This is a genomic window from Sphingobacterium sp. UBA7631 (assembly GCF_002483935.1).
GTDB classification, from domain to species: domain Bacteria; phylum Bacteroidota; class Bacteroidia; order Sphingobacteriales; family Sphingobacteriaceae; genus Sphingobacterium; species Sphingobacterium multivorum.
The window spans coordinates 681,567-706,597 of the sequence record NZ_DLIX01000010.1 but is presented as its reverse complement, the minus strand read 5'-3'; the positions used below and the strand labels follow the sequence as shown (position 1 = coordinate 706,597).

Below are 25,031 nucleotides of genomic sequence, written 5' to 3'. Positions count from 1 at the left end.
AAAATATATTTATTTTCACAATTTTATTGTCAAAAGGGGTGCAATTCCTCGTTAATTATGGCATTTATTCTTATCTTTAGGCGAATTTTTGAGAAATTCAGATTTTTCAATGATTTCACATAGCATTAAAAATTAAACATATTTCTAATAGATTACTATGTCAAACAAATCAAAAATTGTTTGGACAAAAACAGATGAAGCTCCTTTATTAGCGACTTATTCGTTTTTGCCTATCGTTCAAGCGATTACAGCTACAGCTGATATCGATGTTGAATTGAGAGATATCTCTTTAGCAGGCCGTATTCTTGCTAGCTTTCCAGAATTTTTAAAAGAAGATCAAAAAATTGCTGATGCATTGGCTGAGTTGGGTCAGTTGGCAACAACTCCTGAAGCAAACATCATTAAATTACCGAATATCTCCGCCTCGATTCCGCAGTTAAAAGGTGCTATCGCTGAATTACAGCAAGCAGGCTACGCTGTTCCAAACTATCCTGATGAAGCGACAACAGAAGAGGAAAAGTCAGCTAAAGCGAAATATGCCAAAGTATTGGGTTCTGCGGTAAATCCTGTATTGCGTGAAGGAAACTCAGATCGCCGTGCGCCTAAAGCGGTTAAGAACTATGCAAAAGCAAACCCACATAAAATGGGTGCTTGGGCGAAAGATTCTAAAACAAAGGTTGCATCAATGACTTCAGGTGATTTCTATGGCTCAGAGCAGTCTGTAACCGTAGAAAATGAAGGCCAATTTAAAATTGAGTTTGTTGATGAGCAAGGTGCAGTAACAGAATTAAAAGGACTTTCGCCATTGAAAGCGGGTGAAGTTATTGATTCTTCAACGTTGAGTTTAACAGCATTGAAAGCTTTTGTAGCAGATGCTATCGCTGAAGCGAAAGCGGCAGGGGTATTGTTGTCTGCACATTTAAAGGCAACAATGATGAAAGTTTCTGATCCGATTATCTTTGGTGCTGTTGTTGAAACTTATTTTGCAGATGTTTTTGCGCAATATGGCGATTTATTCAAAGAGCTGGGTATCAATAAAAATAACGGCTTAGGTGAGGTTTATGCTAAAATCGCGGGCCATGCAAAAGAGGCTGAAGTGAAAGCTGCTATCGACGCTGCTATCGCAAACGGCCCTGCTTTAGCGATGGTAAATTCGGATAAAGGCATTACAAATTTCCACGTGCCTTCTGATGTTATTATTGACGCTTCTATGCCAGCAATGATCCGTATTGGTGGTAAAATGTGGAATAAAGACGGTCAAGAAGAAGATACTATTGCGATGGTTCCTGATCGTTGTTACGCTGGCGTTTACGAAGCTACAATTGAAGACTGTAAGGAGCATGGTGCCTTAGATCCTAAAACAATGGGTTCTGTGCCAAACGTAGGTTTGATGGCGCAAAAAGCTGAGGAATACGGATCTCATGATAAAACTTTTCAAGCTGCAGGAAACGGCGTTATTCGCGTGGTTGATGCTGCAGGAAATGTTTTCATGGAGCAAAAAGTGGAGACAGGTGATATCTTCCGTATGTGTCAAACGAAAGATGCACCAATTCAAGACTGGGTGAAATTGGCTGTGAATCGTGCTCGTTTATCTGAAACTCCAGCTATATTCTGGTTAGATGAAAACCGTGCACATGATAGAGAAATCATCAAAAAAGTAGAAAAATACCTGCCAAACTTTGATACAACTGGTTTGGATATTCGTATTTTATCTCCGATTGATGCGACGAAATTCTCTTTGGAACGTATTCGTAAGGGCGAGGATACCATTTCAGTAACTGGTAACGTGTTGCGTGATTATTTGACGGATTTATTCCCGATCTTAGAAGTGGGTACATCAGCTAAAATGTTGTCTATTGTTCCATTGATGAATGGTGGTGGTTTATTTGAAACAGGTGCTGGTGGTTCGGCTCCGAAACACGTAGAACAATTCCTTCAAGAGGGTTACTTGCGTTGGGATTCATTGGGTGAATTTTTGGCGCTTGGTGCTTCTTTGGAACACTTGTCTCAAACACAGAATAATCCAAAAGCGCTTGTATTGGCGGAGACCTTGGATGAAGCAACAGAAAAATTCTTAGCGAACGATAAATCTCCGGCACGTCGAGTTGGTCAGATTGATAATCGCGGATCACATTTCTATTTGACACTATACTGGACTCAGGCTTTGGCGGCACAGACAAAAGATGCTGAATTGGCAGAGAAATTTGCAACTGTTGCAACGGTGTTGACAGATAATGAAGCGAAAATCAATGAAGAACTGATCGCTGCACAGGGGCATGCACAAAACATCGGCGGTTACTATTTCCCGAATGATGAATTGGCTGCTAAGGCAATGCGTCCATCTGAAACATTAAATAATGCAATTTCTAGCATTTAAGCGGTAATTGTTTTCATAAAAATAGAAGCCCAGTTCGATTGATCTGGGCTTCTTTTGTTGTTTGCAAAAACGAGTATTTTTGCTATTTTAATGGATACTTGACACCTGTAAAGGTCATCTTAACAGGTATGATATGTCCATTTTTGTCAAATTTCATTTCCTCGATACAGGTGACGCGCTCATTGGCCCCATCTTTGCCAAGCGGTCTACGGTGGTAGACGATAAAATACTTGTCTTTGTTGGGTACTTTGATGACTGAATGATGTCCGGCGCCAACAGCGACTTCCGGATCCCGTTCCAATATTGTCCCGATGCGCTCAAAAGGGCCAAAGGGCGAGTCGGCGATGGCATAAGCGACTTTGTAGTCGGGGCCTGTCCAGCCACCTTCCGACCACATGAAATAATATTTTCCATCTTTTATAAACATAAATGGTCCTTCGACGTAATCCTTAGGGGTGATTTCCTTGTAAAAGGTCCCGTCATCAAAAGGGAGCAAGCCTGTGAAATCAGGTTTCAGTTTGACCATATTGCAGTGCTTCCAACCGCCGTAATACATGTAGAAAGTACCGTCTTTATCTTTGAAAACAAACTGATCTATCGGCTGAGCGCCATTGATAATATCGTTGATTAAGGGTTTGCCCAATAGGTCGGTATAAGGGCCTTCTGGCTTGTCGGCCACAGCGACCCCAATGCCTCCGATCTCTCCCTGATGCACATCATTGGCTCCGAAAAACAGATAATACTTACCCTTATTTTCCAATACTGCAGGTGCCCACATGGCTTTTTTCGCCCATTTAACGTTGCTGTTCTCCAAGATACGGCTATGTTTTGTCCAGGTGGCCAAGTCGGAAGATGAAAACGCGTCGAAGAATATCTGCTCTTCATAAGGTGCCGAATAGGTCGGGAATATCCAGTATTTATTGCCATAGATAATACCTTCAGGATCGGCATAGTTTCCCTTGATGACAGGGTTCTTCTGGGCAAAAAGTGTCGCGGTTAAAAGTAAGGCTGTTGATGTTAAAAATGTTTTAATCATTGTATCGGTTTAAACCTGTAAGATACAGGATAAATATGGATCGGAATGAGTCAAAATGAATCATTTTTATGCTCATTTATCTCATTATTTTTTGAAATGTTAAAATTTTGTTAAAATATTATTGTGCTTTCGATTGTTTCCGATTTATTTCACATATTTGTTTATGTCATTTCCAAATGGCATAAATACTTTTCATAAAATAGGTTAATAATATGGCTAAGATACCCAAAGTCTCCCAGACTTTGGGTGTTTTTTTATTCCCGCTCTAACCCAAAAATCATGACTAGTTTTCTGTCGTTGTATAAATTTAAGGTTTGTTCGGCTATGTCAAATTGAATTTGTTTTTGTTCAAAAATTTGGAAAAAGTCATTTTCGATATTTTGGCCATTGCAGGCACGCATGGTGCTTGCTAGGTGTATAAAGCTGATTTTGTCCCCTTTAATAGTGAAATTTCCCCAAAAATTGTTGCATCCCGTTGTTCCGGTAATCGTGCCATTTCGGGCATCGAACCCGATGCTTGCTTTGCTGTCGGTGACATCCTTTCCATTTAACTGAAGTAAATTCCATTTAAAACGAGCCAGAAATGCGGCCACACTGGGCAGTTCATTTGTACGTTCTTTTGAGACAACTTCAATTAAGCTGTATGTGATGGTGTCTGTATCTTTTTGTTTCGTTTGTTTTACCCGAATGCGGTAACGGTAGCCCTCTTGGTAATCGAAACCTTGAATGGTTGCAGCGAGGTATTCCCATTTATTTTTTTTATCAGATTTTATCTGCAGACACTTCAATTTACCAAGGTTCTGAGCATTTACGTAGTTTTCTCCAACTTCCCATGTGTCTACGGCCGTCTCTTCCGATAATGATTTTGTGATCGTTTTGGCTAAGCTGTATGTTGGACGTGAACCGTTTTGACGTTTGAGGATCTTGATGTCATATTCAAATTTGGGATCATAATCAAATTGGCGTATCTCGGTATTGAATTTCTCCCAATCTTTGCTGTTGTAGTACTTGACAAGATAGGGGGGTGTTTGTCGAAGACCTGATTTTACTTTTACACGAAATGAAGAATTCTGCGCGAGTAGGCTGTGACAAGGAAATAAGAGTGTTAAAAGAAGGAGTAATGAACTGTATGTGGAAAGCTTCTTCATAATTGGAATGTAAATATCAATAAAAACGTATCTTTAAACATGAATATTGCACGATTGAATCTGTGCCTGCTGTTTACATTTTCGCTGTTAAGTTTGCAGGTGTACAGCCAAAATAGGAAGGATTATTTTAAAACGCAAATTGCTCTTGGGGAACTGACTGATCCACAATTGAAGGAAGTGTCGGGTATTACACCGGCATATCAGGAGGGTAATTTTTGGGTACACAATGATAGTGGTGACGGTGCAACTATTTATTTAATTGATCGTCAGGCCAAACTACTGAAAAAATTTTCACTTGAAGGAGTCTCTGTCGTCGACTGTGAGGATATCGATCGGGTGAAAATTGGAGATACCTATTTTCTCGTCCTCGCGGACATCGGAAACAACGCCGGGAAAAGAACCTGGACATGCCTGTATGTATTTCCTGAGCCTCAGGCCGATGATCCTGGGCTTATTCCGAAGAAGTCCATTCGGGCTATCTTTCTTAAATTTCCTGGCCAGCAACGGTTAGATGCCGAATCGATTATGATTGATCCAATTGACAACATGTTGTATGTTATATCTAAACGTGAATTTCGATCGACTGTTTATGGCGCCGAAGTATTTACAAATGTTAAACAGCAATATTTCACCTTAAATAGGATAGCAGAGCTGCCATTTACTTTTGCTACGGCTTCTGCTATAGATCAGACAGGTACACAACTGCTTGTAAAGAATATTACCCATATTTTCTATTGGCAGAGAAACCGAAGTGAATCCTGGAAGCAGGTATTGCAACGAAAGCCAGCTATTCTGCCTTATCAGGTAGAGCCGCAGGGGGAAGCAATAGCTTTCGATAGCAATGGAACTGGATTTTATACAATTAGCGAGCGTCCATTTGGTTTAAAATCCTATCTTTATTTCTTTGAAAGAAATCAATACATTTATGATAAACACTAGACCTATTTTCAGTTATTCGATGCATAATTTTCATCAAACCGATCCTATCAAAAGCGGCCTATTTTGTCTGGCCGGTATTAGACAGCTGTTAATTGCATTCACTTTATTTTTATGCACACTCACGAACTCCTACGCTGCAAAAGTGGATACTCTTTCCATTCAGAGCCCGTCCATGGGTAAAGCAATTAAGACAGTCGTAATTCTTCCGCAAAATTACTCGAGCAAAATCAATTATCCCGTCCTTTACCTATTGCATGGTTATTCCGGTAATTATAGCAATTGGGTTAAAAATTCAAGTGTAAGCGCATTGGCAGATCAGTATGGTTATATGGTGGTTTGTCCCGATGGCGGTTTTGGAAGCTGGTATTGGGACATCGCGAACGATAAAAACTACCAATATGAAACCTTTGTGTCCAAAGAGCTGATCGATTATGTAGATCAGCATTATTCAACGATCAAAGATCGGAGCGGAAGGGCTATTACGGGTTTAAGTATGGGCGGGCATGGCGCGCTCTCGCTGGCCATAAAACATCAGGATAGCTATGGCGCTGCAGGAAGTACGGCCGGTGGGGTAGATTTTAGACCTTTCCCCCTAAATTGGGAAATTAAAGATCGCATAGGGAATTATGCTGATGTATCGCAAGAATGGGATAATCGTGTTGTTATGAATATGGTTCCCAAATTAATCAATAATAAACTTCGCTTAATCATCGATTGCGGTAAGGAAGATTTTTTCTACACGGTGAATGTTGCGCTGCATGATAAATTGATGTACCATAATATAAATCATACCTTTGTTACAAGTGAAGGTGGACACAATTGGGAGTACTGGTCTCGGTCAATTGTTTATCAAATGGCTTTTTTTAAGGGGTATTTTGATCAAGCGAAGAAAAGTGAAAAGAAAAATGGATAAATATTTGGCATAAATGAATAAAATGCTATTTTTGTTAAACAGAGACCTTAACTAACAAATTATAAACTTATTATTAAGCCTTACAAATTGTGAGGCTTTTTTATTATTTTCAGCAAAATTTTGACTTCACTTGATTATGTTTAAACCTATAAAGGTTGTTTTTTGTCTTTCTTCCATTTTGTTCTGCGCGCAGCAAGCGTATAGTCAACAGTCTAAATCTATTTCGGGGTTTGTTAGGGACAGTATCAGCGGTGAGAATATTATTGGTGCCGTGATACGAAACGATGCGGAGGAAAAATCCACTGCGTCAAATAAATATGGTTTTTTTAGCTTGTCTGTCCGTGATGGCAGCAAAGGGATAGAAGTATCGTCGGTAGGCTATCGAACAAAAGGATTTTCTGTTTATCTGGATAAGGACTCCACTTATATTATTCAGTTGGTACCTGAGGAAAATCAGCTCGCCGAGGTTACCGTGACCGGAAATAGGCGCAAATCAATAAAGGATCTAACGCCTGGGCTTACGCAGTTTAGCCCTAAAGAAATCGAAAAAGTCCCTGTACTATTTGGAGAAAAAGATATTCTCAAGACCATACAGCTATTTCCAGGAGTAACCAGTGGTGGGGAAGGAAGCAGCAATTTTTATGTGCGTGGTGGTGGTGGCGACCAAAACCTGATTTTGCTGGATGAGGCTCCTGTCTATAACAGTTCCCATCTGTTCGGTTTTTTCTCGACCTTTAATTCCGATGCGATCAAAGACGTTAATTTCTACAAGGGTGGGGTTCCGGCTCAATATGGGGGTAAAATTTCGTCGGTTATGGAAATAACCACCTTGGATGGAAACAATCAGCACTTCAACGTAGAAGGTGGCTTGGGACTTATCGCCTCGCGTCTTAAATTGGAAGGACCTATTCAAAAAGGCAAGAGCTCATTTATGATCTCCGGCAGACGTACTTATGCGGATCTTTTCTTAAAACTTTCAAGTGATGAGAATATTAAGAAGAGTGCGCTCTTTTTTTATGACCTCAATGCAAAGTTTAATTATCGCATCAATGATAAGAATACACTTTACTTGTCTGGATATTTCGGTAAGGATGCAATGGCTTATCATGATTTGTTTGATTTCAATTGGGGAAATGCGACTGGAACCATGCGTTGGAACCATGTCTGGAGCAATAGGTTGTTTAGCAATACAACGTTAATTTTTAGTAAATTCAATTATCAGGTTAAGATTGAGGATGATAATAACTTTAAGATCCGCTCAGATATCTTTAATTACAATTTTAAGCAAGATTTTCAGTACAATCTTTCGGACCGTCACAATCTAAAATTTGGATTGCAGGCAGCCCTGCAGGAAATCCGACCGGCAAGTATCGAAGCGGGGGAAGATTCGAAGGTGAATTCATTGCAAATTCAACATCGTAAGGGTGTTGATGTTGCTGCATATCTAACCGATGACTGGTCAGTTACCGACCGTTTAAAATTAAACTTTGGACTGAGAGCATCCGCTTACGCAGCATTGGGACCGGGAACATTTTATACTTTCGATCCTGCTGGCGAGGCCGTGGATTCTACCTATGTAGGAAATGGCAAGTTGGGTAAAAAGTACGTCTATCTGGAGCCTCGCATTTCCTTAAACTACGCGATCAATGATTTGACAACGGTAAAGGCTTCGTTTAATACCAATGTTCAGTATTTGCATCAACTGAGTAATACGACCAGCAGCCTTCCTACCGATCAATATGTACTGAGCAATAATACAATTAAGCCGCAGTTATCCAATCAGTATTCGCTGGGTTACTTTCGGAATTTTGCATCCAACAGATATGAATTCTCTGTTGAAGGTTATTATCGAGATTTAAAGAACCAGATTGACTATAGGAATGGCGCCGATCTACAGGCAAATGAATTGCTGGAAGGGGAATTGCTGTTTGGAAAAGGTAGAGCGTACGGCATTGAATGGTTTCTGAAAAAGAGACTGGGGCGATTTAGCGGCTGGCTGAGTTATACTTTATCCAAAAGTGAGCGCCAATTTGAACAGATCAATGATGGTGCGTGGTTTAGTGCGCGGCAGGATAAAACCCATAATATAGCCATTGTGGCGCAGTATCAGTTAAATCCGAAGTGGAATTTGAGCGCCAATTTTGTCTACTATACAGGTGACGCCGTAACGATGCCCGCGGGGAAATATTTTGTTGACGATCGTACGATCTTCTATTACGATAAAAGAAATGGGCAGCGGATGCCAGCTTATCACCGCCTGGATTTGGCAGCAACTTATGATATTAAGCGAACAAAGAATAGCTACTCGAGCTTGTCGTTTGGTCTCTACAATGCCTATAACCGAAAAAATGCCTATTTGATCGACTTTAGAGAAAAAGAAGGACAATCCAATGTCACCGAGATTTATCGGATAGCATTATTTGGAGCGATACCATCGATTACGTGGAATTTTAAATTTTAGCAAAGTATGAAGAAGATATTAGGAGTTATAGCTGTTGCATTATTTACTTTAGGGAGCTGCGAAGACAAAATAGATTTGGAACTGCCCGAAAATACAGGTCAATTGGTTATCACCGCAGATTTGATGGTTTCGGATCAACAGCATGAGATTAGTATACAGCAGGTTGTAAGTATTAAAGACTCGCTGTTTTCTCCGATAACAGATGCAGAAGTGATCGTTAAGAATATGCAAAATAATCGCACTTATACGTTTCAAGCGGGGGCTGACGGGCTGTATACCAATAAGACATTACGGTTACAGGAGAAGGTCACTTACCAGTTGCAGGTAAAGACCGCTGATGGAAGGGAGATCCAAGGGGTATCAAAGGTTCCCAGCTATGTGGATGTGGATTCTATAGGGCTTTCACAGCGCATTATTTTTACTGATACCATTTATTATCCAACTCTCGTATTTGTTGACCCCCCGGAAAAAGGGAATTATTATAAGTATAAGATGTCGGTGAATGGAGGTAAACTACGTTTTATTGATGTCTTTAACGATAAGTATAACAATGGCTTAGAGGTGCAGCATGATATTGTCGACCGCGATAGAGATTTGAAAGTTGGTGATCGTGTGCGTATCCTACGTCAATGTATCGATGTAGGCGCCTACAATTACTGGAATAGTTTTCAAATGATTAATCCTGGTTCGGCTTCGCCATCTAATCCGATTTCAAATTTAAGCAACAATGCATTGGGGTATTTCAGTGTCAGTGTAGGTAAATATTATGAATCTGAGGTGACGTTTGCTAGAAGTAAACCTTAATCTATTCTCGAAAGCTGATAGTTATTTTTTAATAGAAATTCTATTGTTTTAGGGAGAACATATTCGACACGGGGAATGGCTTTGATATTATCATGAAAAATAATAACAGAGCCATTTTTAATGTTGGGCAAAACGTTTTCGAGGCATTTCTGGGGACTTAAATTCGGATCAAAATCACCCGACATAATATCCCACATGATCACACGGTATTTTTTATAGAGTTGACGGAGTTGGGATTTTGTTGCTCGGGCATAAGGCGGGCGAAAAAGATCGGTTTGGGTCAGTTCCTGGCATTTTGCAACATTTGCCAAATACTGCTCATCATTTGTCTCCCAGCCTTTGAGGTGATTGTAAGTATGGTTGCCCACCTGATGTCCTTCCGCTAAAATTCGTTGAAACAAATGTGGATTTTTTTTAATATTTTCACCAACACAAAAAAATGTTGCCTTCACCTGATATTTTTTTAGGATATCGAGTATAAAAGGTGTAATTTCAGGAATTGGACCATCGTCAAAAGTAAGATAGACTTTTTTTTCATGACGTGGCATGTTCCATATTGATTTGGGATATAGCCATCTAAGGAAAAATGGAGATTTGACAAAATACATAACCGATAAATGAAGTTCAAATCTAAAAAAAAATGTATGGTTCTACATATGGACATGAAAAGATTTTATTATTCTGCAGTAGTATTTACTGGGTTATTTCTTGGAACTAATGTTTTAGTTCAAGCCCAACAGGTTGTGGGGGTGGCCGAGGCCATTCGTATGACATTGGAACGGAACGTACAGATAAAGCAAGCGGCCCTGAACAAAGATCTTGCTGAGCAGGACCTGTTTCAGGCAAAAAGTAATTTGTTGCCAAACCTGAGTGCTACTGTGGATCAAAGTTTCCGTTATGGTTTTGGTTTCGATTTAACTTCTGGACGAATCGTTAATAACACTTGGACAAAAGGAACCAGTGGCTCCGTGGGATCTAGTGTCAACTTATTTCAGGGTTTTCAGCAGGTCAATCAGATCAAAGCGAATAAATTGCAACTGGAGTCTACAGCGACTCAGGTAGATAAGATCAAGAATGATCTCGTGCTCAATGTGTTGGTGAATTATTTGGAAGCAATAACCAATCATGAGATGATGGTTGCCAGTGAAGATCAGATTGCTTTATCAAAGCAACAATTTTCTTTGGACTCCATCCAATTTGCAGTTGGTAATAAAACAATTGCCGATCTTGCTAAGTCAAAAAATCAGGTTGCCACAAATGAACTGAACAAAGTTAATCTAAAAAATTCATACGAAATGTCTTTGTTGACCTTGAAGCAGTTGATGGAAATGCCTCCTGAAACCGTTATTTCTTTGGAACGCCCGAGTCTGGAAGCCATATTGGTTCATGCAGTGGATAAGAATGCCGTGGATGTTTACCAAAAAGCGCTCACCTTACAGCCCGATATTCACAAATCTGCATTGGATAAAGAGGTGGCATTGAAACAAATCGATATCGCGAAGGGAGGCTATTATCCTACACTCAATCTGAATGTGAGTTATGGAACGAATTACTCCTCTGCAACGACAAGACAAACCGATCCCTTAGATCCTGCAACTCTTTTTAGAGTGCCCTTTGGCCAGCAAGTATCGGATAATAAGTCATTTTTCACAGGTTTATCTCTTGCTATTCCTATTTTTTCGAGAAATCAGAATAAAGTGAATGTGGCCAAGGCAAAGATTGGTTTGAAACAGGCGGAGGCATCCGAGCAGTTGGCAAAAAATAACTTAAACAAGGCCGTTAATCAGGCTGTATTGGATGTGAATGCGGCCAAACAACGCTATAGCTCGGCTACTGTAGCATTTGAAAGTGCTGAAACAGCATTCAAGGCAACAAAGGAGCGTTATGATATTGGTATGGCGAATTCACTGGAATTGTTTACAGCTCAAACAGAACGAAATAAGGCCGAATTTGACCTTATTCAAGCAAAATATAACGTAATATTCAGATCGAAGATCATCGATTATTACCTTGGAAATCCAATTCAATTTGATAACAATTAATCTATTTGAACTAACAAAAGAAATGGCAAAGAAAAAACGTAGCATTGGAAAAATTATACTGATCATCGTAGTGCTCTTGGTGGTCCTTGGCTTCATAGGTTTTAAAGCTGGCTGGTTTGGAAAGGGAGAGATTACTAAAGTCGCTGTGGATGTCGTAAAGGAGGCCGATGTCGATGAATTAGTTTCTGCGAGTGGGAAGATTCAGCCTGAGGTGGAGGTTAAGTTGAGTTCGGAGGTATCTGGAGAGGTTGTTGAGCTTAACATTAAAGAAGGTGATTTTGTTAAAAAAGGACAGGTGCTCTGTCGCATCAAACCTGATATTTTGCAGTCTGGTTATGATCGTTCGGTTGCGGCAATGAATTCACAGCGGGCCAATCTCGCAGCTGCACAACAGCAATTAAAACAACAAGAAGAAAACTTCAAAAATGTTGCCGCTACCTATAAACGGAATCAGGAGCTTTTCGAAAAACGTGTTATTTCTGCTTCAGAAATGGATAAAAGTTCTGCCGAATATTTTGCTGCACAGGCTTCTATCCAAGCACAAAGGGAAACGGTACGTTCGACAAAATATGGCATTGACCAATCACAAGCGTCAGTAAAAGAAGCACAGGATAATTTGAATCGGACGACAATCTATGCGCCCTCAGACGGTATCATCTCGCTCTTGTCTATCGAAAAGGGAGAGCGTGTTGTTGGAACGGCGCAGATGGCAGGTACAGAAATTATGCGTATAGCCAATATGAGCTCGATGGAGGTTAATGTCGATGTAAATGAAAATGATATTAATAATGTAAGGGTAGGGAATCAAGCTGAGATCGAAGTCGATGCTTTTAAGGATAGGAAGTTTAAAGGTGTTGTGACGGAAATTGCTAGCTCGTCTAAAAATATAGCAACAACAACGACGACGACATCATCGACAGATCAGGTAACAAATTTTAATGTAAAAGTGCGCATCAGTGCAGAATCGTATCAGGACTTGATGAAAGAGAACGTTGCATCGCCATTTAAGCCGGGGCTTTCAGCAACCGTTCAGATATTTACAAAACATGATAAAGGGCTGGTTGTTCCGATTCAATCGGTAACTGTGCGTTCTGATGATAAAGATTCTACCAATACAAATAAGAAAGTGGAGGAGTATGTATTTGTCCTAAAAGATAAAACTGTTAAGCAGGTGTTGGTAAAGACCGGTATTCAGGATGATAAAAATATCATCGTTACCTCAGGGCTGAAAAAAGGGGATGAAGTGGTCTCTCGGCCATTTGATGCTATTTCAAAAACTTTAAAGGATGGTAGCCAAGTTGAAAAAGTGGACAAGTCAAAGTTATAAATCTCTTTGTAGATAATAATTAATAAAAAGGGAATTGTTTTTAATAATTCCCTTTTTATTTTCCTTATAATTTATTAAATTTAGATATCCCAATTTTTAGCGGCTTATGAAGAGGCTATTGGCTTATTTTAAATTTAATAAAACAGAACAAAATGGGTTTTTCATTATTTTGGTAATCATTGTGTTGTTTGTGACGATCTATGCTTTGATTAAAAGCAATACGCGCGATCCAATTCCCAATCAGGCCAAATTATTTGAACAATCCTTTCATGACTCTCTTGAGGTCTCTGGTCCGGTAAACAAACAGGAGGTCGAGGCAACCTATTCGACTAAAGACAAAAGTGCGGGGGCAATATCTGAACATTCGGTTTTGGAAGAGACCAAACTATTCTATTTTGATCCAAACAATTTACCACACGCTGATTGGCATAAGTTGGGGCTTTCTGATAAACAGATTGCGGTCCTGAAAAACTATGAAAAAAAAGGTGGAAGGTTTAGGGTAAAAACTGATCTGAAGAAAATTTACTCGATCAATGGCCGACTTTACAACAGATTAGAGCCCTACATTCAAATCAAAACAATGCCTGATTCAGCGCGAACAAAACAACAAAATAAAGCGCCTTTGCTTTACGATAAGTTTGAAAGAAATAAAGCCGAGCTTATCGATATTAATACCTGTGATACCACAGCATTAATCAGTCTTAAAGGGATAGGTTCGGTTCTATCCAAACGCATTTTGAAATATAAAGAGGTTCTTGGTGGGTTCTACCGCATAGAACAATTAAAGGAGGTTTATGGAGTTACAGCGGAGACCTATGACCAGATTAAAGACTATATTGTTGTAGCCAATTTAGATGGAATCAAAAAAATCAATATTAATAAGCTCGATGCAAATTCATTGGCCAAACATCCGTATCTTAGCCCTAAAGATGCGAAACTAATCGTCAATTATAGGGATCAGCATGGAAGTTATGTCAATATTGAGGACTTGACAAAAATAGGAACACTTTCAGATCTTGCGATTGCGAAGATTGCGCCTTATTTAATATTTGAGAATGATTCAAGATAAATTGAAACTGGAAATCCGGGATATTGTGGATTTTCCTAAACCTGGTATTGTCTTTAAAGATATTACCCCTTTGTTGAAAGATGCGGCATTGTGTAGCGAAATGGTTGATGCGATTATTGATCAATTGCAAGGCATAGAGATAGATGCTATTGCTGGAATTGAGAGTCGGGGTTTTCTATTTGGATTTTTACTTGCCAATAGGCTGGGCTTGCCTTTTATTCCAATCCGAAAACAAGGTAAATTGCCTTTTAAAACCGTATCTGAATCCTATGCACTGGAATACGGCCAGGCAACCATTGAAATCCATGAAGATGCTTTTGAAAAAGGAAGCCGTATATTGGTTCACGACGACCTTTTAGCGACAGGGGGTACCGTCGTTGCCGCCAGTAAACTTATTGAACGACTTGGTGGGGAGATTGTCGCCTACAGTTTTATTATCTCTTTGGATTTCCTTAAAGCGAAAGGACGGTTATCTAGGTTCAGTGATAATATCTTTTCATTGGTAAGTTATTAATTTTGAAATATACGATTTAGAGCAATTCACATGATACTTTTTGCAAACGCTAAACTAAATATTGGGCTGCAAGTCATTGCCAAGCGTACGGATGGTTATCATGAACTGAATAGCGTTTTCTATCCACTTCCGATTTACGATATTATCGAATTATTGGAAACGACTGCTGCGGAGACAACACTAAACATTCAAGGGGAACGTATCCCAGGGAATCTCCATGATAACCTTTGTATAAGAGCTTTTGAATTGTTGAAAAAAGATTATGGCATTCCATCCGTTTCCATTGATTTGGTCAAACAAATTCCGATTGGAGCAGGATTAGGCGGCGGTTCTGCGGACGCGTCTTTTGTTTTGAAAGGACTCAATACGCTCTTTCAATTGAATCTTACTGAAGAGCAGCTGGCGGGATACGCCGCAAAGCTAGGCGCCGATTGTCCTTTTTTTATCGCAAATAATCCTGTTTTTGCAACAGGTATTGGGACAGATTTTAAAGACTTAAATCTAAATCTGGATGGCTACCATCTTGTGGTAATTATGCCTAATATTCATATTTCTACGGCTGAGGCTTTTGCTGCTGTGCAACCTAAGGCACCTGAAGTTAATTTGGAAGAAGCGATTCGTTTGCCCATCCAAGAGTGGAAGTTTCATATTCGAAATGATTTTGAGGATGGTATTTTCGAAAGTTACCCCTTGTTGAAAGAAATCAAAGAAACTTTATATCAAAAAGGAGCAATTTACGCTTCTATGTCAGGGTCCGGAGCAGCCATTTATGGTATATTTTGGGAAAAGACAGATTTAAGCGAACTTGCGAAATATGGCAAGATCTATCATCCGACCAAGCTTTAGAAGTAATATCGACTACTGAAAAAGGTGTTATGTATAGCTGTCCAAACAGGTATACATAACACCTTTTTTTATAATTAATATTCTTCTTCCACCTGATAGTCGATGAGTTCGCGAGCCTCGTTTAAGACCTTTTCTTTCCGTTCTTTTGTTAAGTTTAGGAGATCCAATTTCTCGGGATTACTCACGATATCTTTTACCAAAATAAGTTGATTTTTGAGCAGTTGCTGTTCCTCAAGGTCGGAAAGAGTTGTGAGACAAGTGACCGGATAGAAAACAGCTTTGTCTACTCTTTTTTTAATGCTATTTTCTTTTGGATAATCCCAAGAAAGCAAGTTGATATGATAGTATTTGGCAAAATCAATCGAGTCGGAGGTGAAGTATGCATTGGTAATCAGCCAGCCTTCTTGAAACTGCAGCTGTTTTCCAAAAAACTGATAATTGATATTGCTGATATCTTTGAATCTTGAAAGATAATACATGGGCGTCGTTACGGATATTTTTGCGTCAATATCGTTTCGAAATTTGCATTCGGCGGTGATCAGTTTACCGTCCTTATAGGCTACAACATCCAATTCATGGGAAACGGCATGTCCCTGTACGGTCTGTCCGGTGGTGCTTTCATATCCGATGGATCGCAGAAGGTGGGCAATGTATTTTTCGAAGTAGAAACCTTCGGGGCCAAGTTCACGCAGGGCTTTCTTAAGGCTGTAGCGAGCGGCGTAAGAATTTCGCACAGTTTTTAACGTATCAAAGGCCAGCTGATAGAGTTCTCTTGTTGAAATCCCATCATATATTTCGTTGAGTACCTTATCGTAGACCTGATTGACCTGGTCAGCATTGGCACCGGAACGAGAAAGCGAATGACGTAGCGATTCACCATTAAAGGGTACCAATTCACCAGAATATTTTTTGATTTGCATGTATCTCTAATTTGTTAAATACGAATATAAGAGATGTCGTCGGAGAAACAACATAAAAAACTATTATTCTATTCCTAAACTTTTTTAGGACACCATTTGTTTATAACATGTACGATAAATAAAATGGAGATAATTATGAGTAACCTACTAAACTTTGCATTTGATAAGATAAAAACAAAGATCGAAGACGATTGTATCGAAGAAAATATTGGCACCTCTGAGCGTGTTCTGTCGGTGATTGCCGGCGGATTCATATTGGGCTTGGGTGTTAAAAAACTTTTTAAATCACCACTGACTGGATTATCAGGATTGACCCTTGGCGGAGCGCTGATCTATCGCGGCGTAACTGGTCATTGTGATGTTAAGAAAGTGCTGGAAGATAAGGATATCAAAAAAGTAGAGGTGATTGAACACCGCTATTTTGTTAAATAACACAAAAAAAAAGAGGCCAGTACATGAAATGTACTGGTCTCTTTTTTGTATTTATCTGTTTGAACAGGTGGGAATGATTATACATTAAAACGGAAGTGCATGATATCGCCATCTTGGACAATATATGTTTTTCCTTCCACTGATAATTTTCCAGCTTCTTTTACTGCATTTTCGGAGCCAAGTGAGACAAAATCGTCATACTTGATTACTTCAGCGCGGATAAACCCTTTTTCGAAATCTGTGTGGATTACACCTGCAGCCTGAGGGGCTGTAAATCCGTTCTCAATCGTCCAGGCGCGAACTTCCTGTACACCAGCGGTAAAATAAGTCGCCAAATTTAAAAGCGAATATGCAGCGCGGATGAGCTTATGTACGCCAGATTCTTCAAGACCCAAGTCGTCTAAAAACATCTTTCGTTCTTCGTAGCTTTCCAGTTGTGCGATTTCAGATTCGATCTGTGCTGAGATAATCAATACCTCGGCTTTTTCATCCTTTACAGCTTCCTTAACACGTTCTACGTAAGCGTTACCTGTATTAACAGAACCTTCATCTACATTACATACATAAAGTACAGGTTTAGCCGTTAACAAGGCTAAATCCTGGATAAACTCAAAATCTTCCGCTTCTATTGCTGCTGTACGGGCGGATTTTCCAGCTTCAAGATGATCTTTGACGATTGATAGGATGTCAAACGTTCTTTTTGCATCTTTATCGCCGCCTGTTTTAGCCATTTTTTCTACCTTCTGGATACGTTTTACTACAGTGTCCAAATCTTTAAGCTGCAATTCGGTGTCAATGATTTCTTTATCTCTGATTGGGTCTACCGAACCATCTACGTGGATCACGTTCCCATCGTCAAAACATCTTAAAACGTGAATAATAGCATTTGTTGTACGAATATTTCCTAAGAATTGATTGCCTAAGCCTTCACCTTTTGAAGCTCCTTTCACAAGACCGGCGATGTCGACAATCTCGATGGTGTTTGGAACAATTCGTTGCGGGTTGACTAATTCAGCTAATTTATTGAGACGGGCATCCGGTACGGTAATTACCCCAACATTTGGTTCAATTGTACAAAATGGAAAGTTAGCCGCTTGCGCTTTCGCGTTCGACAAACAGTTAAATAATGTTGATTTACCGACGTTTGGTAAACCTACGATACCGCATTGTAAAGCCATATATAGTGCAAATTTTTGAAATTGCACAAAGATAGAAAATTCACTGTAATTTTTAGCTATCTTGTCGAATGGTTCATTGGTACAAAATTGAACATGCCGATTTTCTTAAAAATCAGGGCATCAGCGAACATAAATTTGGTGGAAAAATTATTTGTATTACCTGGTACGAAGACCAACTCTATGCTTTCTCGCCTAAATGTCCACATGCTGGGGCACCATTGAAAAATGGCTGGTGTGAACGTGGCAAAGTAATCTGTCCTTTTCATCGCCATGAATTCGATCTGGTGTCGGGAAGAGGTAATCCCGAACAGCATGATTTTATTCGCGTTTACCCCATAAAATTCGAAAACAACGATTATTATGTTGGCTTGGAATTAGGCTTCTGGGAGCGTTTATTTGCTTAAAAAGTAACGAAAGTATCATATCTCACCGCGTGAATCGTATATCTCGTTAGTAAATAAGTATATTTGCTGTCGAAAACAAATTAAAGACATGCAGGGGAAAAAGATTGGTATAATTGGTAGCGGAAGTTGGGCTACTGCTATGATCAAGATGCTATGTGAAAATGACCAAGACAAGCATATTTTTTGGTGGGTAAGAAAGGAAGAGGATGCAGAATATATTCAAAAATTCAAACATAACCCGACTTACCTGAGCAGTGTTTCGGTTGATCTTAGTATTACGACGATTGATACCGATGCTAAAAATGTAATTACTAATTCAGATATTGTCATTTTAAATACGCCTGCGGCCTATTTGAAGGATGCACTGGCCAATGTGACGAAGGAAGATTTTAGAAATAAAATTGTTGTTTCAGCCATCAAGGGGATTATTCCCAAAGATAATTTGATTATCGGTGAGTTTTTGGAGCAACGCTATGAGGTCGATATTGAACAGATCTGTGTGGTTGGTGGTCCCTGCCATGCGGAGGAAGTTGCCTTAGGCAAATTGTCGTATTTAACTTTCGGCTGTAAGAACCTGGATAGTGCAGCATTGGTTGCTTCCTTTCTGTCGTCAAGGGTTATCAAGACGATTCTTTCGGAAGATGTACTCGGAATAGAATTTGGTGCAGTATTGAAAAACATCTATGCGTTAGCTGGAGGTATCTGTCACGGCTTAGGTTACGGTGATAATTTTCAGGCTGTGCTGGTCTCCAATGCAATTCGCGAAATGCGTCGTTTTGTAGGTAAAGTAGATGGTGATACGTCAAGGGATGTGAATACTTCGGCTTATTTAGGGGATCTTTTGGTAACAGCCTATTCCCAATTTAGCCGAAATAGAACCTTTGGTAATATGATCGGAAAGGGCTACAGTGTACAATCTGCGCAGTTGGAAATGAATATGGTGGCTGAAGGGTATTACGCATCGGCATGTATTCAAGAGTATGCGAAAAAATATGCGGTGGAATTGCCAATATGCGATGCCGTGCATCAAATTTTGTATGAACACCTCCCTGCATCTAAAATTATTCAAGCATTGAGCGAAAAATTAACATAATAAAGTAGCAATAGAGTAGATGATAACAAAAGAAGCGATTGCTTTAGCTTATAAAGAAATTCAGGACGAAATATGTCAGGCGCTGGAGAAATTAGACGGATCGGCACGCTTTGAAGAAGAATTGTGGGAGCGTGAAGGCGGCGGTGGCGGTCGCACCAGGATCATTCAAAATGGTCAAATTTTTGAAAAAGGAGGCGTTAACTTTTCGTCTGTGTATGGCAAATTACCTGAAGCGATCAAAAAGTCATTTGCGGTGGAAGAAGATGATTTTTTTGCGACAGGAGTTTCCATTGTAATCCATCCAAACAATCCCTTCGTACCTATTATACACATGAATATCCGCTATTTTGAACTGAACGATCAGATTCGTTGGTTTGGCGGCGGTATTGATTTAACTCCGCATTATATCGATGAAGAGGATGCGCGTTATTTTCATCAGCAGCTGAAAGATGTCTGTGATAGACATGATTCTACCTACTATGAAAAGTTTAAAAATTGGGCGGATGATTATTTTTATATCAGACATCGCCAGGAAACACGTGGCATAGGAGGTGTATTTTACGATAAGTTGAATACTGAAAAAACGGGGGTGAGCATGGAAGATATTTTTGCTTTTTCCTGTGACCTTGGACGCACGTTTGCACCAACCTACACTGCATTGGTGGAGAAAAATCGACATAAAACCTTTACAGATCAACAGAAAAATTGGCAATTGATCCGTCGCGGACGCTATGTCGAATTTAACCTCGTATGGGATTCGGGGACTAAATTTGGACTTGAAACGAATGGTCGGATTGAGTCCATATTGATGAGTCTACCAGCCCAAGCCAATTGGGTATATGACTATCGTCCTGAAGAAGGCTCCGAAGAAGCCAAAACCTTATCTTTATTGCGAAAAGGTATTAACTGGATTTAAAAACATCGAAGAAAAAATAGATGGTTTCTTATCAAAAATTTACGTTGGAAAACGGCCTACGTGTATTGGTACACGAGGATCATAATACAGCCATGGCCTGCGTCAATATCTTGTACGATGTGGGAGCAAGGGATGAATCGCCGGAACAGACCGGATTTGCGCACTTATTTGAACACCTGATGTTTGGTGGAAGTATCAATATTCCTAATTTCGATACCGAATTACAAAAAGTGGGTGGCGAGAATAATGCATTCACCAGCAACGATATTACAAATTATTACATCACTTTACCCTCTTCAAATCTAGAAACGGCATTGTGGTTGGAGTCGGACCGGATGTTAAGTTTGGCTTTTTCCGAACAAAGCCTCGAAGTGCAGCGGAATGTCGTGAGTGAAGAATTCAAACAGCGTTATTTGAATCAGCCTTATGGTGACGCTTGGCTAAAATTACGTCCATTAGCCTATCAGGTACATCCGTATCGTTGGGCAACCATCGGAAAAGAACTGAGCCATATTGAAGAGGCTACAATGGAAGATGTTAAAGCATTTTTCAAATTACATTATAATCCGCAGAGTGCAATTATGGTTGTTTCTGGAGATGTTCATTTTGAGGAAGTAAAAGCTTTGACTGAAAAATGGTTTGGCGATATCGAGGCGGGCGAAAAATACAATCGCCAATTGCCTAAAGAACCCGCGCAAGATAAGATTAGGCGTGAAACGACTTGGGCAGAGGTGCCTTTGGATGCGCTTTATATGGCATTTCATGGCCCTGCTCGATTGGAAGAGGGGTATTTTGCAATGGATCTTCTGTCGGACATTTTATCGAGGGGCTCTTCTTCACGTTTGTATCGTCGATTGGTAAAAGAGGGGCAGTTATTTAGTGAAATAAATGCTTATGTGATGGGAAGTATCGACAATAACCTCTTTGTTATTGAAGGAAAACCATCGGAAGGCATCTCGCTAGAGGAAGCTGAACGTGCGGTGTGGGCAGAATTGGAGGTCATAAAATCCGAGTTAGTACCTGCAGCTGAATTGGAAAAAGTAAAGAATAAGATCGAATCGACAAATGTTTTTGCAGAACTATCTATTTTGGATAAAGCCATGAACTTGGCTTTCCATGAGTTGCTGGGTGATGCAAACGGCATCAACACAGAGGTCTCAAAATATTTGTCGGTGAGTGCTGAGGAAGTTCAACAGCAAGCTCAGGTTATTTTTAGACCGGAGAATGCTTCTATATTAATGTATAAATCAAAACAAGAGGAGGCTGTACATGTTGGATAGAACAAAAGCACCCGAGTTCCGTGAAATTGGAAATATAAGTTTGAAAGAACCAATCAAGAAGCAGTTTGCAAACGGATTGCCTGTCTATGTATTCCAGTCGCCCGAGCAGGAACTGGTACGGATAGAATGGATCTTTGAGAATACCTATCTTGACGGTGCGGCTGAAAATCCGTTGTTAAATAGTACTTTAAGTGCATTGCTTAAGGAGGGGACAAAGACCATGTCGAGTGCAGAGATTGCAGATAAAGTGGATTTCTACGGAGCATTTCTTGTTCCTGAATATTCTTTTGACGTAACTTCTCTGTCGCTTTATACATTGAATAGACATAGTCAAGTACTCTTGCCGCTTGTAAAAGATATTCTGACGGAAGCATCGATTCCGCAACAGGAGTTAGATACCTATTTGCGTAATAACAAGCAAAAGTTTCAAGTTTCTATTCAGAAAAATGATTATCTGGCGAGACGCAAATTTTACAATTTGATCTTTGGTGAGAACAACCGTTATGGGCGTACACCAAAACTAACAGATTACGATGCAATTACGCGTGCGCAGCTGATCGAATTGTACCGTAGGGAAATTGTTCCTACCAATTGTACATTAATTGTTTCGGGTAATGTTTCTGAAGAGCTTTTGCAGGAGATGGAGCAAATCTTCGGTGTCGATTGGCAAGGAGCAGCTGCTGTATCTCCTTCGGAAGTCCCAGTTTTGGTGCAAGGTTCAAATAACCTGGCTTATGAGGAAAAAGATAATGCCTTGCAGTCTGCCATTCGGTTAGGCTGTCAGACAATTGGAAGGGAACATCCCGATTATCCGGCATTACAATTTGTCAACACATTATTAGGTGGTTTTTTCGGTTCCCGCCTAATGCGCAATATCCGAGAAGAAAAAGGGTATACCTATAGCATTGGTTCGGCTGTTGCTACCTTGAAACATACTGGTTTTATGACCATTGTAACTGAAGTTGGGGTAGATGTAACACAGGCCACGTTGACTGAAATAGAAAAGGAGATCAATTTGTTGAAAACAACTTTGGCCTCCGAGGATGAGGTCAATCTTGTGAAGACCTATATGGAAGGTTCTATGTTGGGTTCGTTGGAAAGTATCTTTTCGCATGCCGACAAGTTCAAAAGTGTTTTGTTAAATGGGATGACATTGAACTATTATTCCTATTATATGGAACAGATCAGAAATATGTCGCCCGAGAAGGTGCAGCATCTTGCCAATAAATACTTGGACTACGATGCCATGGTGAAGGTTGTTGTTGGGAAAATCAGTCAAGTAGAACCAGTTCATCAAGCGGTTGTAAATTAAATTTCTTAGACTACAAAAATCGAATACTACTTTGTATTTTTGGTTTTTGATAAAAAAGTGTATTATCCAGCATGGAATTAAAATTAAAAAGACCATTGGTATTTTTCGATTTGGAAACTACAGGTGTTAATGTAGCGACCGATCGTATTGTGGAAGTATCATTTCTGAAAGTGATGCCCAGTGGTGAAGAAACAGTCTATACAAAGAAGATCAATCCAGAAGTGCCTATCCCTGCGGAATCCTCTTTTTTTCACGGCATTTATGATGAAGATGTGAAGGATGCTCCTAATTTTAAAGCAATCGCAGTGGAACTTGCGGCTTTTATTGCCGATGGAGATCTCGCGGGCTATAATTCCAATAAATTCGATGTCCCAATGCTTATGGAAGAGTTTTTACGGGCAGGTGTTGATTTTTCATTGGAGGGTAGAGCATTTGTGGATGTTCAAAATATCTTCCATCAGATGGAACAACGTACGCTGAAAGCTGCATACAAGTTTTATTGCAACGAAGATCTTGAAAATGCGCATACAGCGGAAGCGGATGTTCGTGCCACATATGAGGTCTTGAAAGCGCAGCTGACAAAATATGAAGGCGCAGCATTCGAAGATAAACATGGGACAGTATCTTATCCTGTCGTAAACGATGTTGAGGCGCTACATACGTTTACCAACCTAAGTAAACCTGTAGATTTTGCCGGACGTCTCGTCTATAATGCGGAGGGATTGGAAACGATCAATTTTGGTAAACATAAAGGAAGACCTGTTATAGAAGTATTTGAGCAAGAGCCCAGTTACTACGCATGGATGCAGAATGGTGATTTTCCATTGTATACCAAGAAGGTCTTGGAGAATATCTGGAATCGGTATAAAAAGGAAAAGAGTGAGCAAAAGGCAAAAGCAGCTGCAGCCCCCCATTCTGTAGAAGATAAAAAACTTGCGAAAAAGGAATTCAATCAACAAAAAGAAGAAGCGCCGCAGAACATTTCTTTGGATATGCTGAAAGGATTGCAAGATAAATTTAAAAAATAACGTTAATTAATAGCTTAGAAAAAGGATTATGGAATTCAAACAAGAAGTGGAACATGTACAGTGTTTGATTATTGGTTCGGGACCAGCAGGTTATACTGCCGCGATTTATGCAGCCCGTGCGGATATGAAACCAGTCGTTTATACCGGTATTGTGCCAGGGGGACAGTTGACTCAAACAACTGAGGTGGACAATTTCCCTGGTTATCCAAAAGGTATCACTGGACCAGTGATGATGGAAGATTTGCGCGAGCAAGCTGAACGCTTCGGAACTTCAGTGCGTTTTGGATATGTGACTAAAGTGGATTTTACAGGTGAGGTACACCGTGTTGAGATCGATGGAACGGTACAAGTTACCGCAGATACTGTGATTATTGCGACAGGAGCCACAGCAAAATGGTTAGGCTTGGAATCTGAACAAAAATACAATGGTTTTGGTGTTTCAGCATGTGCTGTATGTGATGGGTTCTTCTTTAAAAACCAAGAGGTTGCTATTGTAGGTGCTGGGGATACAGCGGCAGAAGAAGCAACGTATCTTGCAAAATTATGCTCAAAAGTACATATGTTGGTTCGCCGTGACGAGTTTCGTGCTTCTAAAGCAATGGTACATCGCGTTATGAATACACCAAATATCGAAGTTCACTACAATTCTGAGGCAAAAGAAGTCCTAGGAGATGGTCAGGTGGTGACCGGAATACGTGTTGTAAACAATAAAGACCAGTCTGAAAAAGATATCGAAGTAACAGGTTTCTTCGTTGCTATTGGGCATAAGCCTAATACCGAGCTTTTCACAGGTATATTGGATATGGATGAAACAGGTTATTTAATTACAAAACCAGATAGTACTGCAACAAATATCCCGGGTGTTTTTGCTTGTGGTGATGTTCAGGATAACATCTTCCGTCAGGCAATCACTGCTGCAGGTACAGGTTGTATGGCAGCTTTGGAAGCTGAAAGATACTTAGCAGCTAAGGAAAGCGGCGAATAATCGCATG

The 25,031-nt window shown here is 40.0% G+C and carries 23 protein-coding genes; 18 read left to right on the top strand and 5 right to left on the bottom strand.

Annotated features, from left to right (window positions below; translation table 11 throughout):
- Nucleotides 1-157 precede the first annotated feature (157 nt).
- Nucleotides 158-2,377 (top strand): NADP-dependent isocitrate dehydrogenase, encoded by a 2,220-nt coding sequence (locus B3P16_RS19540; protein WP_046676239.1) that lies wholly within the window; start codon nt 158-160, stop codon nt 2,375-2,377.
- 82 nt (nt 2,378-2,459) lie between these two features.
- Here the strand turns inward: B3P16_RS19540 and B3P16_RS19535 are convergent, their stop codons facing one another.
- Both B3P16_RS19535 and B3P16_RS19530 read right to left on the bottom strand, forming a co-directional pair.
- Nucleotides 2,460-3,413 (bottom strand): glycoside hydrolase family 43 protein, encoded by a 954-nt coding sequence (locus B3P16_RS19535; RefSeq protein WP_139144861.1) that lies wholly within the window; start codon nt 3,411-3,413, stop codon nt 2,460-2,462.
- Between the two features lie 254 nt (nt 3,414-3,667).
- Complete coding sequence (locus tag B3P16_RS19530) at nt 3,668-4,561, bottom strand: DUF4377 domain-containing protein (RefSeq protein ID WP_286843957.1); 894 nt, start codon at nt 4,559-4,561, stop codon at nt 3,668-3,670.
- A gap of 39 nt (nt 4,562-4,600) precedes the next feature.
- Here B3P16_RS19530 and B3P16_RS19525 point away from each other — a divergent pair, with 39 nt between their 5' ends.
- From B3P16_RS19525 to B3P16_RS19510, 4 genes are all read left to right on the top strand, one after another.
- Entirely contained in the window at nt 4,601-5,500 is a 900-nt protein-coding gene (locus B3P16_RS19525; RefSeq protein WP_115048521.1) for a hypothetical protein, read from the top strand.
- Entirely contained in the window at nt 5,487-6,413 is a 927-nt protein-coding gene (locus B3P16_RS19520; RefSeq protein ID WP_312194605.1) for an alpha/beta hydrolase, read from the top strand. The genes B3P16_RS19525 and B3P16_RS19520 overlap by 14 nt, the downstream gene beginning before the upstream one ends.
- Nucleotides 6,414-6,549: 136 nt before the next feature.
- Nucleotides 6,550-8,874 (top strand): TonB-dependent receptor, encoded by a 2,325-nt coding sequence (locus tag B3P16_RS19515; RefSeq protein ID WP_070560867.1) that lies wholly within the window; start codon nt 6,550-6,552, stop codon nt 8,872-8,874.
- Nucleotides 8,875-8,880: 6 nt separating this feature from the next.
- The gene (locus tag B3P16_RS19510) at nt 8,881-9,678 is read left to right on the top strand and encodes a DUF4249 family protein (protein ID WP_112374687.1); all 798 of its coding nucleotides are present in this window, start codon (nt 8,881-8,883) and stop codon (nt 9,676-9,678) included.
- Here the strand turns inward: B3P16_RS19510 and B3P16_RS19505 are convergent.
- Nucleotides 9,675-10,226 carry a polysaccharide deacetylase family protein gene (locus B3P16_RS19505; protein ID WP_376746068.1) on the bottom strand — a complete coding sequence of 184 codons (552 nt, stop codon included), beginning with the start codon at nt 10,224-10,226 and terminating at the stop codon, nt 9,675-9,677. The two genes, B3P16_RS19510 and B3P16_RS19505, sit on opposite strands and share 4 nt — an antisense overlap.
- Before the next feature lie 114 nt (nt 10,227-10,340).
- On the opposite strand from B3P16_RS19505, the gene B3P16_RS19500 reads away from it, so the two are divergent.
- The 5 genes from B3P16_RS19500 (at nt 10,341) to ispE (ending at nt 15,476) form a co-directional block, all read left to right on the top strand.
- Nucleotides 10,341-11,720: a TolC family protein gene (locus B3P16_RS19500; protein WP_159332923.1), complete on the top strand. Its 1,380-nt coding sequence runs from the start codon at nt 10,341-10,343 to the stop codon at nt 11,718-11,720.
- Between the two features lie 22 nt (nt 11,721-11,742).
- Complete coding sequence (locus B3P16_RS19495) at nt 11,743-13,047, top strand: efflux RND transporter periplasmic adaptor subunit (RefSeq protein ID WP_070560902.1); 1,305 nt, start codon at nt 11,743-11,745, stop codon at nt 13,045-13,047.
- A gap of 106 nt (nt 13,048-13,153) precedes the next feature.
- Nucleotides 13,154-14,116, top strand: coding sequence for a helix-hairpin-helix domain-containing protein (locus B3P16_RS19490; RefSeq protein WP_070560859.1), 963 nt, complete (start codon nt 13,154-13,156; stop codon nt 14,114-14,116).
- Nucleotides 14,103-14,630 (top strand): adenine phosphoribosyltransferase, encoded by a 528-nt coding sequence (locus tag B3P16_RS19485; RefSeq protein WP_046676245.1) that lies wholly within the window; start codon nt 14,103-14,105, stop codon nt 14,628-14,630. Before B3P16_RS19490 ends, B3P16_RS19485 begins: the two co-directional genes overlap by 14 nt.
- Nucleotides 14,631-14,660: 30 nt before the next feature.
- Nucleotides 14,661-15,476 (top strand): 4-(cytidine 5'-diphospho)-2-C-methyl-D-erythritol kinase, encoded by an 816-nt coding sequence (gene ispE, locus B3P16_RS19480; protein ID WP_286802561.1) that lies wholly within the window; start codon nt 14,661-14,663, stop codon nt 15,474-15,476.
- A 74-nt stretch (nt 15,477-15,550) separates the two neighbouring features.
- On the opposite strand, the gene B3P16_RS19475 is transcribed toward ispE, so the two are convergent.
- Nucleotides 15,551-16,396 (bottom strand): ATP cone domain-containing protein, encoded by an 846-nt coding sequence (locus B3P16_RS19475; protein ID WP_286802562.1) that lies wholly within the window; start codon nt 16,394-16,396, stop codon nt 15,551-15,553.
- Nucleotides 16,397-16,531: 135 nt separating this feature from the next.
- Between B3P16_RS19475 and B3P16_RS19470 the strand changes: the two genes are divergently transcribed.
- Nucleotides 16,532-16,828 (top strand): YgaP family membrane protein, encoded by a 297-nt coding sequence (locus tag B3P16_RS19470; RefSeq protein ID WP_046676248.1) that lies wholly within the window; start codon nt 16,532-16,534, stop codon nt 16,826-16,828.
- Between the two features lie 77 nt (nt 16,829-16,905).
- Here the strand turns inward: B3P16_RS19470 and ychF are convergent, their stop codons facing one another.
- Nucleotides 16,906-18,006, bottom strand: coding sequence for a redox-regulated ATPase YchF (ychF, locus tag B3P16_RS19465; protein ID WP_070560853.1), 1,101 nt, complete (start codon nt 18,004-18,006; stop codon nt 16,906-16,908).
- 68 nt (nt 18,007-18,074) lie between these two features.
- On the opposite strand from ychF, the gene B3P16_RS19460 reads away from it, so the two are divergent.
- The 7 genes from B3P16_RS19460 to trxB all read left to right on the top strand — a co-directional run bounded on the left by B3P16_RS19460 (nt 18,075) and on the right by trxB (nt 25,024).
- Entirely contained in the window at nt 18,075-18,410 is a 336-nt protein-coding gene (locus B3P16_RS19460; protein WP_070560851.1) for a Rieske (2Fe-2S) protein, read from the top strand.
- A gap of 88 nt (nt 18,411-18,498) precedes the next feature.
- On the top strand, nt 18,499-19,503 hold the full coding sequence (locus B3P16_RS19455; protein ID WP_070560849.1) for an NAD(P)H-dependent glycerol-3-phosphate dehydrogenase: 1,005 nt from the start codon (nt 18,499-18,501) through the stop codon (nt 19,501-19,503).
- 19 nt (nt 19,504-19,522) lie between these two features.
- Nucleotides 19,523-20,419 carry an oxygen-dependent coproporphyrinogen oxidase gene (gene hemF / locus B3P16_RS19450; protein ID WP_070560847.1) on the top strand — a complete coding sequence of 299 codons (897 nt, stop codon included), beginning with the start codon at nt 19,523-19,525 and terminating at the stop codon, nt 20,417-20,419.
- A 20-nt stretch (nt 20,420-20,439) separates the two neighbouring features.
- Nucleotides 20,440-21,699, top strand: coding sequence for a M16 family metallopeptidase (locus B3P16_RS19445; RefSeq protein ID WP_115048529.1), 1,260 nt, complete (start codon nt 20,440-20,442; stop codon nt 21,697-21,699).
- Nucleotides 21,689-23,011 carry a M16 family metallopeptidase gene (locus B3P16_RS19440; RefSeq protein ID WP_286843955.1) on the top strand — a complete coding sequence of 441 codons (1,323 nt, stop codon included), beginning with the start codon at nt 21,689-21,691 and terminating at the stop codon, nt 23,009-23,011. Before B3P16_RS19445 ends, B3P16_RS19440 begins: the two co-directional genes overlap by 11 nt.
- Nucleotides 23,012-23,082: 71 nt before the next feature.
- Nucleotides 23,083-24,039, top strand: a complete 957-nt coding sequence (locus B3P16_RS19435) for a 3'-5' exonuclease (protein WP_286843953.1) — start codon at nt 23,083-23,085, stop codon at nt 24,037-24,039.
- A 28-nt stretch (nt 24,040-24,067) separates the two neighbouring features.
- Nucleotides 24,068-25,024 carry a thioredoxin-disulfide reductase gene (gene trxB / locus B3P16_RS19430; protein WP_286768972.1) on the top strand — a complete coding sequence of 319 codons (957 nt, stop codon included), beginning with the start codon at nt 24,068-24,070 and terminating at the stop codon, nt 25,022-25,024.
- Nucleotides 25,025-25,031 lie beyond the last annotated feature (7 nt).

Excerpts from the sequence above, each read along its gene's own strand:
- B3P16_RS19540 (WP_046676239.1), top strand. The coding sequence starts at position 158 with ATGTCAAACAAATCAAAAATTGTTTGGACAAAAACAGATGAAGCTCCT.
- B3P16_RS19535 (WP_139144861.1), bottom strand. The coding sequence starts at position 3,413 with ATGATTAAAACATTTTTAACATCAACAGCCTTACTTTTAACCGCGACA.
- B3P16_RS19530 (WP_286843957.1), bottom strand. The coding sequence starts at position 4,561 with ATGAAGAAGCTTTCCACATACAGTTCATTACTCCTTCTTTTAACACTC.
- B3P16_RS19525 (WP_115048521.1), top strand. The coding sequence starts at position 4,601 with ATGAATATTGCACGATTGAATCTGTGCCTGCTGTTTACATTTTCGCTG.
- B3P16_RS19520 (WP_312194605.1), top strand. The coding sequence starts at position 5,487 with ATGATAAACACTAGACCTATTTTCAGTTATTCGATGCATAATTTTCAT.
- B3P16_RS19515 (WP_070560867.1), top strand. The coding sequence starts at position 6,550 with ATGTTTAAACCTATAAAGGTTGTTTTTTGTCTTTCTTCCATTTTGTTC.
- B3P16_RS19510 (WP_112374687.1), top strand. The coding sequence starts at position 8,881 with ATGAAGAAGATATTAGGAGTTATAGCTGTTGCATTATTTACTTTAGGG.
- B3P16_RS19505 (WP_376746068.1), bottom strand. The coding sequence starts at position 10,226 with ATGCCACGTCATGAAAAAAAAGTCTATCTTACTTTTGACGATGGTCCA.
- B3P16_RS19500 (WP_159332923.1), top strand. The coding sequence starts at position 10,341 with ATGAAAAGATTTTATTATTCTGCAGTAGTATTTACTGGGTTATTTCTT.
- B3P16_RS19495 (WP_070560902.1), top strand. The coding sequence starts at position 11,743 with ATGGCAAAGAAAAAACGTAGCATTGGAAAAATTATACTGATCATCGTA.
- B3P16_RS19490 (WP_070560859.1), top strand. The coding sequence starts at position 13,154 with ATGAAGAGGCTATTGGCTTATTTTAAATTTAATAAAACAGAACAAAAT.
- B3P16_RS19485 (WP_046676245.1), top strand. The coding sequence starts at position 14,103 with ATGATTCAAGATAAATTGAAACTGGAAATCCGGGATATTGTGGATTTT.
- ispE (WP_286802561.1), top strand. The coding sequence starts at position 14,661 with ATGATACTTTTTGCAAACGCTAAACTAAATATTGGGCTGCAAGTCATT.
- B3P16_RS19475 (WP_286802562.1), bottom strand. The coding sequence starts at position 16,396 with ATGCAAATCAAAAAATATTCTGGTGAATTGGTACCCTTTAATGGTGAA.
- B3P16_RS19470 (WP_046676248.1), top strand. The coding sequence starts at position 16,532 with ATGAGTAACCTACTAAACTTTGCATTTGATAAGATAAAAACAAAGATC.
- ychF (WP_070560853.1), bottom strand. The coding sequence starts at position 18,006 with ATGGCTTTACAATGCGGTATCGTAGGTTTACCAAACGTCGGTAAATCA.
- B3P16_RS19460 (WP_070560851.1), top strand. The coding sequence starts at position 18,075 with ATGGTTCATTGGTACAAAATTGAACATGCCGATTTTCTTAAAAATCAG.
- B3P16_RS19455 (WP_070560849.1), top strand. The coding sequence starts at position 18,499 with ATGCAGGGGAAAAAGATTGGTATAATTGGTAGCGGAAGTTGGGCTACT.
- hemF (WP_070560847.1), top strand. The coding sequence starts at position 19,523 with ATGATAACAAAAGAAGCGATTGCTTTAGCTTATAAAGAAATTCAGGAC.
- B3P16_RS19445 (WP_115048529.1), top strand. The coding sequence starts at position 20,440 with ATGGTTTCTTATCAAAAATTTACGTTGGAAAACGGCCTACGTGTATTG.
- B3P16_RS19440 (WP_286843955.1), top strand. The coding sequence starts at position 21,689 with ATGTTGGATAGAACAAAAGCACCCGAGTTCCGTGAAATTGGAAATATA.
- B3P16_RS19435 (WP_286843953.1), top strand. The coding sequence starts at position 23,083 with ATGGAATTAAAATTAAAAAGACCATTGGTATTTTTCGATTTGGAAACT.
- trxB (WP_286768972.1), top strand. The coding sequence starts at position 24,068 with ATGGAATTCAAACAAGAAGTGGAACATGTACAGTGTTTGATTATTGGT.